The organism is Streptomyces sp. NPDC127119, from assembly GCF_042677425.1.
Lineage (GTDB): Bacteria > Actinomycetota > Actinomycetes > Streptomycetales > Streptomycetaceae > Streptomyces.
In genome coordinates this window covers 1-8,090 of sequence record NZ_JBHXTO010000241.1, presented here as the reverse complement: position 1 = coordinate 8,090, position 8,090 = coordinate 1, and the positions used below count along the sequence as shown (strand labels likewise).

The window sequence follows — 8,090 nt, the reverse complement described above, 5'->3', positions numbered from 1 at the left end:
GATAACAACCCCCCATAAATCGTCGGCAGCGTCTGTTTTTTATAAGACCCAGCCCCCGCGGGTTGGTGGTGCGCCCGCGCGGGGGGCGGCCCCGCAACCCGGGCCGGCCCCGCCACCGTTACGGGCCCGTGCCCGTGCTGCCCGTGTTCGTCGGCCGTCCTGTCCCGTCAGTCGCGCACGGAGTGCTCGCGCTCGTGCCCGGCGGTCTCCGCGTGCGGCGACGCCGTCTCCAGGCGGGCCGTGATGACGAGGGTGCCCTCCTCGATCTGGTAGTCGAGGGGGAGGTCGAGGCCACGCATCGCGGCGACCATGCCGGTGTTGGCGGCCTGCGTGACGGCGTACACGCTGTCGCAGCCGGCCTCGACGGCCATCGCCACCAGGCGGCCGAGCAGTTCACCGCCGATCCCGCGCCGCTGCCAGTCGTCCTCCACCAGCAGGGCGATCTCCGTCTCGTCGCCGTCCCACAGCAGATGTCCGAGCCCGACGACGCGCCCCGACGCGGTCTGCACGGCGAGCGTGCGCCCGAAGTGCGGGCTGAGGAGGTGCTTGAGGTACTTGTCCGCGTCGCCGACGGGCCCGTGGTACCGCATGCTCAACGTCCGCTGCGAGCACCGCTCGTGCATGGCCTTCGCCGCCTCGACGTCACCGGCGTCGGCACGGCGCACGATGATGTCCTTGCCCTGCGGCAGCGTCAGTACGTCCCGGCTGCGCGGGACCCGCGGGCCGAGTCGTGCGTCCAGCTCGACCAGCGCCCTGGCCCGGGCGAACTCCGTCGGCGTGAACGGCAGATACGGCCGCTCCACAGTGATCACTCCACCTTCCGGTGCGCGCAACCGCATCACCGTGTCCTCCAGCGCCCCTTCGACGGGCGCCCCCGCCTCCGGACGATCCCCGCGCACCGCTGTGGCGGGCAGCGAACGGATCGTGCACCGCCCCAGCAACTGCCTGAGCGCCAAGGGTAGTTCAGCCGCGTCCAGTGCCGTGCGGGTGGCCAGGCCCAGCACACGCGTGGGCGCGTCCACCAGGTCGTGGGCGTCGGCCCGCTCGATCCAGGTCCCGAAACCGCCCGACAGCGACACCGCCCGCGTGACCTCGGACGCCGCCACCGGCGCGGGGGCGCGCAGCAGGAACTCGTCCACCGTGCCCTCGGCCAGCGGATGCGTCTGAAGGCTCAGGATGTCGACCCGCAGCTCCGCCAGCGCCATGCACAGCGCGGCCAGCGAACCCGGCTCGTCCCGCACGGTGGTCCGCATCCGCCACAGCACGGTCCCGCCGGAACCGGGGCCCGAGCCCGCACCGGAGCCGTCGCCGGCATCGGTCTCAGGCGCGCTCGGGTCGCCCCCGGTCAGCCCGGCCCGCCGCGCGGATGCGGCCGGCCGGGCGCCGGTATCGTCTGTCGGGGGCGCGTGACCGTGGCGGCGTGACCACCATGTGTGGAAGCCCGCCGTGGCGATCAGCGCGACCGCCGAGATCGCGAGAAGGGCGGGCCCGTCGGGGCCGTGCCCGATCAGGTTCGCCACGGCGTCGGCGACCGCCACCGCCGTGAACAGAGCGGCCAGTTCGACGAGGTCCCTGCGCCAGTGGTGGACCGGCCGGCCGTTTTTCGCACGCGTCACATCAGACATGTCCGGAGTCATACCGTCACTGTGAAGTACGGGTGTTGCGTGATCGCGAACGCTTTGTGACTGATCGGTTAAGTGTGCATCTGTCTTTTTTGTTGCATTTTTTACGATTCCCCCGCGCAAGTCGCCCACCTGGCTGAACGACCTGGTCGGCCACGGCTGTCCGGGTCAGGCGGCCACCCCCTGCTCCAGCGCGGCACGCAGCCGGCGGGCCTGGGCCACGAGCTGCGACGAACCGCTCCGCTCCGCCACCTGCGCAAGATGCTCCACATCGCCGTGCGCGCCGGTCCGCTCGGCGCACTCGGCGGCGACGGCCAGCAGTTCGCCCATCCCGCGGGCGGCCGGAGCGGCGCGGTCCGCGGCCAGCCCCGCGAGCAGGGCGGGCAGCGCGGCCCCGAGTATCGACCAGACGGTGGCGTACGCTCCGGTCGTCGCCGCGGTCCGTACGGACTCGGCGAGCCGCAGCGGCTTCACCGCCCCCTTGCGCACCAACTGCCCCAGATCCCCGCCGAGCCCTTTGGCGTCCAACTGCCCTCGCGCGGCGAGCACCAGCAGGGCGTCCACCGCACTGAGCCGGTCCTCCGGATGGCGCGCGCCCAGCCCGTACGCCACGCACAGGTGCACGGCGTCACCCGCTTCGCCCTCCGCCTCGGCGAGCAGCGGCAGGACCGCCGCCGCACCCCGGACGTCCTCCACCGCGACCGTCGAGACCTCGCGCACCAGCCGCGCGGCCACCACCTCCCGCTGCCCGGGCACCACGGCGAGCCAGTGCTGCCGCTCGACCTGGTTCCAGTAGTGGGGGCAGTACTTGCGTGTCTCGAAGACCCCCACGGGCAGGCCGAGCCGGCGGAACGCCAGGGGGAGTTCCGCCGGCAGCCCGCCGAGCTCGCCGAGTTCGAGCAGGACGCGGTCCGCCGAGGCGTGGCGGGTGCTCGTGGGTGCCGCCGGGCTCTCGCTCAGGAGCCGGCGGGCCAGCCGCTCACCCTCCACCGTGCCCAGCGCGGCGGCCCGCCCGGCGGCGGCCTCGCTCACCGCACGGTCGTCGAGGCGCACCCGCAGGAGCGCCTGCGTGAAGTCGGCCTCGCCGGGCCGGGCGCCGAGCCGGTGGTACTCGGCGAGGCGGGCCACCAGGTCGTCGGGCTCCAGGAACCCCGACGACCAGGTGGGCGTGGCCAGCAGGAACGGCATCGGGTCGGTCCGCACCCGGTAGGCCGCCTCCCACAGCCGCGCGTTGAAGACGGCGGACAGTGCGCTGTGCACACAGGGGTCCGACACCGGACCGTGCTGATGTGCCTTGAGCAGCGTGGACGTGCGCACCCGGCCCAGCAGGGCCGCGAGCACCACCTCAAGGCCGTACGGATCACGCCGGAAGTATTCGTCCGACGAGTGGTACAGACGGTCGGTGGCCATCCACCAGGTACGGGCGAGCGCCGGCTTCAGGGCCTCGGCCAGCTCCTCCTGACGCAGGTACGTGTGCCGCACCAGGCCGTCCAGGGCGCGCTCGAACACGGCCATGTCGGTGTCGGCGGCCACCATCAGGGCTCCGACCTCCTGGACCAGCTCGATCACCGTGTCCGGCGCGGGCGCGAGCCGTGACGGCTCGGGCGCGGGCGGCAGCAGCTCCAGGTGCGGCTGCGGCGCGAGCTCGTCCACATCCAGCCCCAGGGCCGCGATCGCGCGTACGCGCAGACCGGCGCTCAACTGGGCCGCGCCGGACGCCACTTCGTCGCGCGCCCGCTGGTCCGCCGTGCCGATCTCGCCGATGTGCCGCTCCACCAGCTTCAGCGCCCGCTCCTGGACGTCCGTGTCCTCGTGCCCGAAGGCGTGCGCCACCGCGGGCAGCAGCTCCGCCGCGCTCGACGGGTCGCGCCGGAGCACCTTCCCGAGGAGCACGAGCTGGGCGCGTACCAGCTTCTTCTCCGTGCGGAACAGCACGACCGCGGACAGCTCGGCGAGCTGCCGATGCGTGATCTCGCCGGCCAGCGCCAGCGAACCCAGCACCGACCGGGCGTGCGCCGCCACGGTGGACACCGGGTGGGAGGCGAGCGCCAGCCAGTCCGCCACGCGCTCCCGCTCCTCGTCCCTGGTCGGCGCGAGCGCGGTCAACAGCCTGAGGAAGACCCGGCAGTCGGACGCCACGACACCGCGCAGCAGCCGGGCGACGCAGGAGTCGACCATGGCCCTGCGGTCGAGAAGGCCTTCCTCGGTGAGCCTCGCCAGAGCGTCGATCCAGCTCTCGGGGCCGTCACCGAACAGCCAGTCCAGATTGCTGCCGATGTCCGGGATCTCGAAGAGGGCGGCCACGAGCCGCGCCGTGTACGGATCCTGGCGCAGCCGGTCCAGGACGGAGCCACCGCGCTGCCAGAGGCTGCCGATCTGCTCGACCCAGCCGACCACATAGGTCTCCGTCGTCGGCACCGGGCAACCGGACAGCCGTACCAGCCCCGCCATCAGCTCGTAGGGCACCTGTGAGGTCGACGGGCGGTCCGCGAGGCGCTGCGCGAGGTTGCCCAGCCAGTCCCGCTCCCGGTCGCCCAGCACATGGAGAAGGACCGCGGGGGACGCCTGGGACCAGCGCATGTCGGCCGCGCCGATCCAGGCCGCCGTACCGGCCGCTCCGGTGTGGCAGGCCGCCCCGGCCGCGTGCAGCGTGGGGTACGCCTTGCGGGACGTGGCGTTCCAGGGCTCGGTGCGCAACTCCTTGCGCAGTTCCTTGAGCGCCGGCAGACAGAGCCGCCGCTCGGGGTCCGTCATCCCGTCGAGCAGCCCCGCGGCCTCACCCGTCCGCCCCGCCCGCACGGCCTTCAGCAACGCGTCGCTCACCGGCACCACCTCGTTCACCGCCACCACCCCGTTCCTCGACACCGCCCCACCCACCGGCCCGTTCACCGGCACCGCGTCACGCACCACCGACATCGCACCGCTCATCGCGCACCCCCGTCGACCAGAACCTCCGCCTGCCCGGACACCGCGCCGCGGTGGACCATCCGTACCGCCAGCGCGTGCTTGCACGGCCCGCGTCCGCCGCGGTACTTGGCCCACCACAGGCACGTGCAGCTCAGCACTCCCGCGTCGTCACGGACCCGGTGCGCGTGCCCGTCCTGCGCGGTCACCGTGCCGAGGGCGCCGTCCAGGACGACCGCGCCCGCGCTCACGAGATCCCGGGCAGCCCGCAGCCGGGGGTTGTGCCGCTCCACGCGCTCGGCGTCGTAGGGGAGTTCACGGTGGAAGTAGGCGGCCTCCGCCGTGTCGTAGCCCACGCGCCCCGAGGTGCCCAGCCGGACGAGGGCCGCCCGCACCCGCTCGGCGGGCAGTCCCGAGGACGCGGACAGATCACCGACGTCGATCCTGGGCTCCCAGGCCAGCAGCACCGAGATCAGCTCCGCGTCCTCGGCCGCCTCGTCGGTGGCCAGCGCGTCGAGCACCCCGCCCTCACCGGAGAAACCACGGGAGGCCTCGGGCGACAGCGTCAGCGTGAGCCGCATGCCGGGCAGCACGACCTCCCAGGCACTGGCCGCCGCGGCGCTTCCGGCGAGCGCCGGACCGTACACCCGCAGGGCCGACGCGTGACGCAGGACCCTCTGGAGAGCGACCAGCCGCTCCGGGCCGGGGAGGCAGACCGCTCCGGGCACCGGGCGGGTCGTCGGCCGCAGCACGCGCCCCGCGGGCACCACCCACTGCACACCCCGGGAGGAGCCGCGCGCACCGGAGCGGGGCAGCGAGCGCAGGAACCGCACGGCCTCGGCCGCGGGCAGTTCGGCACGCAGATCGAAACCGGCCGCCGTCACCTGCGCCTCGGCGAAGCCCCGCAGCCAGCGGTCCGGCAGGGGCACCTTCTTCTCCACGACCGGCCCGTCCAGCGTGGTCACGGCCATCTCGTCCGGACCGACACGCATGTGCAGCGGGTCGTCGGAGCCGATCCGCGACAACGCGTCGCGCAGGGGGTTGTTGACGTCGACGTTCGTCGTGCCGTGTCCCACCTCGCCGCCGTCGAGACCCGCCGACAGCACGTCCAGCCGGGCGTACACCCCGCCGCAGCCGGAGAAGGACTCGAAACGCAGCCGGTCGCCGTTGCCCGTGACCACCGGGTCCAGGGACGACCGCAGCTGCTGCTGGTAGTAGCGCGCCCCCGCCACGTCGGCCACCGCGAGCAGCCCCGCCGACGCCACCTGAGGAGACGTCAGGAAGCCCGCGAAGAAACGGGGATGGTCCTCGACACCGCGGGGCGTCGTGCCCCGTGAGGTCTCAAGTCCCAGGCGCCGGCCGTCCGGTGCGGATTCCAGCGTGGAGGATCGGGTGTAGGCCACGGCCTGCAGAGATCGCGTCATGGAAAAACCGTAGAGGCGACCACTGACAATCGCTCTGACCTGCGAAGACGCGGGAATTTCCAGAGATCGGGGCAACCCGACGTGCCGCGTACCGGGGGATGACGCCGGTACGCGGCACGAGGCAGAAGATTACGGGAGCCGGAGCCCTGCACGTGACCCCGGTGAAACTACCGCCCCTCGGTGAACTACTGCCCCAAGCGCCCCGGTTGCAGCACCTTCGTGAACAGCACGGCTCCGCCGGTCGCCCGCAGGCGGACCGTCAGCTCGCCGCTCTGCCCGTCGATGTCGACCTCGCCGAAGTACTGGGGCGACTCCATGGGCGAGACGTTCGCCCTGTCGGGTGCCTGGACGAAGACCCGGTCAGGACCGAACGTGCCGTCCAGCGCGTTCGCCTGGAAACCGCCCGCGGCGAGCGGACCGGACACGAACTCCCAGAACGGCGCGAAGTCCTTGAAGGCCGCGCGCGACGGGTCGTAGTGCTGCGCCGAGGTGTAGTGCACGTCCGCCGTGAGCCACACCGTGCCGGTGATCCGGCGGTGCTTGACGAACCGCAGCAGCTCCGCGATCTGCAGCTCACGGCCCAGCGGCGCGCCCGGGTCGCCCTGCGCGACGGCCTCGATGTCCGTCGCGCCGTCCGGTACGACCAGGCCGAGCGGCATGTCGGAGGCGATCACCTTCCACACCGCCCGCGAACGCGCCAGTTCCCGCTTCAGCCAGACCAGCTGCTCCGCGCCCAGGATGCCGACGGTGTCGTCGGGCTGCCGGTCGGGGGAGTTGGCGTTGCGGAACGTCCGCATGTCGAGCACGAAGACGTCCAGCAGCGGACCGTGGCGTACGACCCGGTGGATCCTGCCGTCCTCACCCGTCGACGGCAGGGTGGAGATCGGGAAGTACTCGCTGAATGCCTTGCGGGCGCGGGCGGCGAGCGTGTCGACGTCCTTCACCGTGTAGCGGGCGTCGGTGAGGATCTCGCCCGGGTACCAGTTGTTGAGGACCTCGTGGTCGTCCCACTGGGTGATCGTGGGGACCTGCGCGTTGAAGCGGCGTACGTTCTCGTCGAGCAGCGAGTAGCGGAAGTTGCCGCGGTACTCGGCCAGGGTCTCCGCGACCTTGGACTTCTCCTCGGTGGTGACGTTCCGCCAGACCCGGCCGTCCGGGAGCGTCACGGACGACGACAGGGGGCCGTCCGCGTAGATCGTGTCGCCGCTGCACAGGAAGAAGTCGGGGTTACGGCGGCGCATCTCCTCGTACGCGTAGAGGCCGCCGATGTCCGGGTTGATGCCCCAGCCCTGGCCCACGATGTCGCCGGACCACAGGAAGCGGACGTCCTGGCGGCGCTTGGAGGGCGCGGTCCTGAAGGTGCCCGGTACGGATTCGCCGGTGCGGCGGTGGTCGTCCGGGTCGGACAGGGTCACCCGGTAGTGGATCTGCTCCCCGGACGGCAGGCCGCGCAGCGGGACCGTGCCCGTGAAGTCCGTGTCGGCGCCCAGGAGGGGGCCGTGCCATTTTCGCGACCTGTGGAAGGACTCCGTCGCGGAGGTCTCCACGATCATGCGGGCGGGGCGGTCCGAGCGGACCCACACCAGGCCGGAGTCCGTGGTCACGTCTCCTGCCTGGACGCCCCAGCGCGCCTGGGGCCGCCCCGACAGCGCGAACGCCGGGGCCGCGCCGGCCGCGCCGAGGGCGGAGGGCAGGGCGAGTGCCGCCGACGCGGCGAGCGAGCCGCGCAGGACGCTGCGGCGGCCGGGGAGCGGGCTCGGCGGGCTGGGTGACATGGGGCGCCTCCTGGGGCGGGTTCGGCGGGTGTGCACGGCTACACCTACTGGTGTGCCGCAGCGTTCGCGCAAACCACAAGTGAACAACGCGCATTGCTGGGCGGGGTGGTTTGGCGGGCGTGGGTTCACCCCGTGGGGCAGGTGCGGCCCGGTGGGGGTGACCCGCGCCGTTGCCCGCGCCCCTGAAAGGACTGCGCAGTTCCCCGCGCCCCAAAGACAAAAGACTGCGCAGTTCCCCGCGCCCCTTTGAGGGAACGGTCGGATGTCGTCCGCGGGCGGGTGGGGGCTTGTCGCGCCGTTCCCCGCGCCCCTCAAGGGGCGCGGGGGACCGCCCCGGGCACCCCCCCCCGGGCCGCGGACGACCG

The 8,090-nt window shown here is 72.9% G+C and carries 4 protein-coding genes; all 4 read right to left on the bottom strand.

Annotated elements, in window-relative coordinates; genetic code table 11:
- Positions 1-167: 167 nt before the first annotated feature.
- The 4 genes from ACFVH5_RS42860 to ACFVH5_RS42845 all read right to left on the bottom strand — a co-directional run bounded on the left by ACFVH5_RS42860 (position 168) and on the right by ACFVH5_RS42845 (position 7,725).
- On the bottom strand, positions 168-1,625 hold the full coding sequence (locus ACFVH5_RS42860) for a GNAT family N-acetyltransferase (RefSeq protein ID WP_385839106.1): 1,458 nt from the start codon (positions 1,623-1,625) through the stop codon (positions 168-170).
- A gap of 165 nt (positions 1,626-1,790) precedes the next feature.
- A complete protein-coding gene (locus ACFVH5_RS42855) occupies positions 1,791-4,538 on the bottom strand; it encodes a DUF6493 family protein (RefSeq protein WP_385839105.1) in 2,748 nt (915 codons plus the stop codon).
- Positions 4,539-4,546: 8 nt separating this feature from the next.
- Positions 4,547-5,950, bottom strand: a complete 1,404-nt coding sequence (locus ACFVH5_RS42850; protein WP_385839104.1) for an SWIM zinc finger family protein — start codon at positions 5,948-5,950, stop codon at positions 4,547-4,549.
- Positions 5,951-6,135: 185 nt separating this feature from the next.
- The gene (locus tag ACFVH5_RS42845; protein WP_385839102.1) at positions 6,136-7,725 is read right to left on the bottom strand and encodes an alkaline phosphatase D family protein; all 1,590 of its coding nucleotides are present in this window, start codon (positions 7,723-7,725) and stop codon (positions 6,136-6,138) included.
- Positions 7,726-8,090: the final 365 nt, after the last annotated feature.

Coding starts and splice junctions, on each gene's coding strand:
- ACFVH5_RS42860 (WP_385839106.1), bottom strand. CDS start 1,625: ATGTCTGATGTGACGCGTGCGAAAAACGGCCGGCCGGTCCACCACTGG.
- ACFVH5_RS42855 (WP_385839105.1), bottom strand. CDS start 4,538: ATGTCGGTGGTGCGTGACGCGGTGCCGGTGAACGGGCCGGTGGGTGGG.
- ACFVH5_RS42850 (WP_385839104.1), bottom strand. CDS start 5,950: ATGACGCGATCTCTGCAGGCCGTGGCCTACACCCGATCCTCCACGCTG.
- ACFVH5_RS42845 (WP_385839102.1), bottom strand. CDS start 7,725: ATGTCACCCAGCCCGCCGAGCCCGCTCCCCGGCCGCCGCAGCGTCCTG.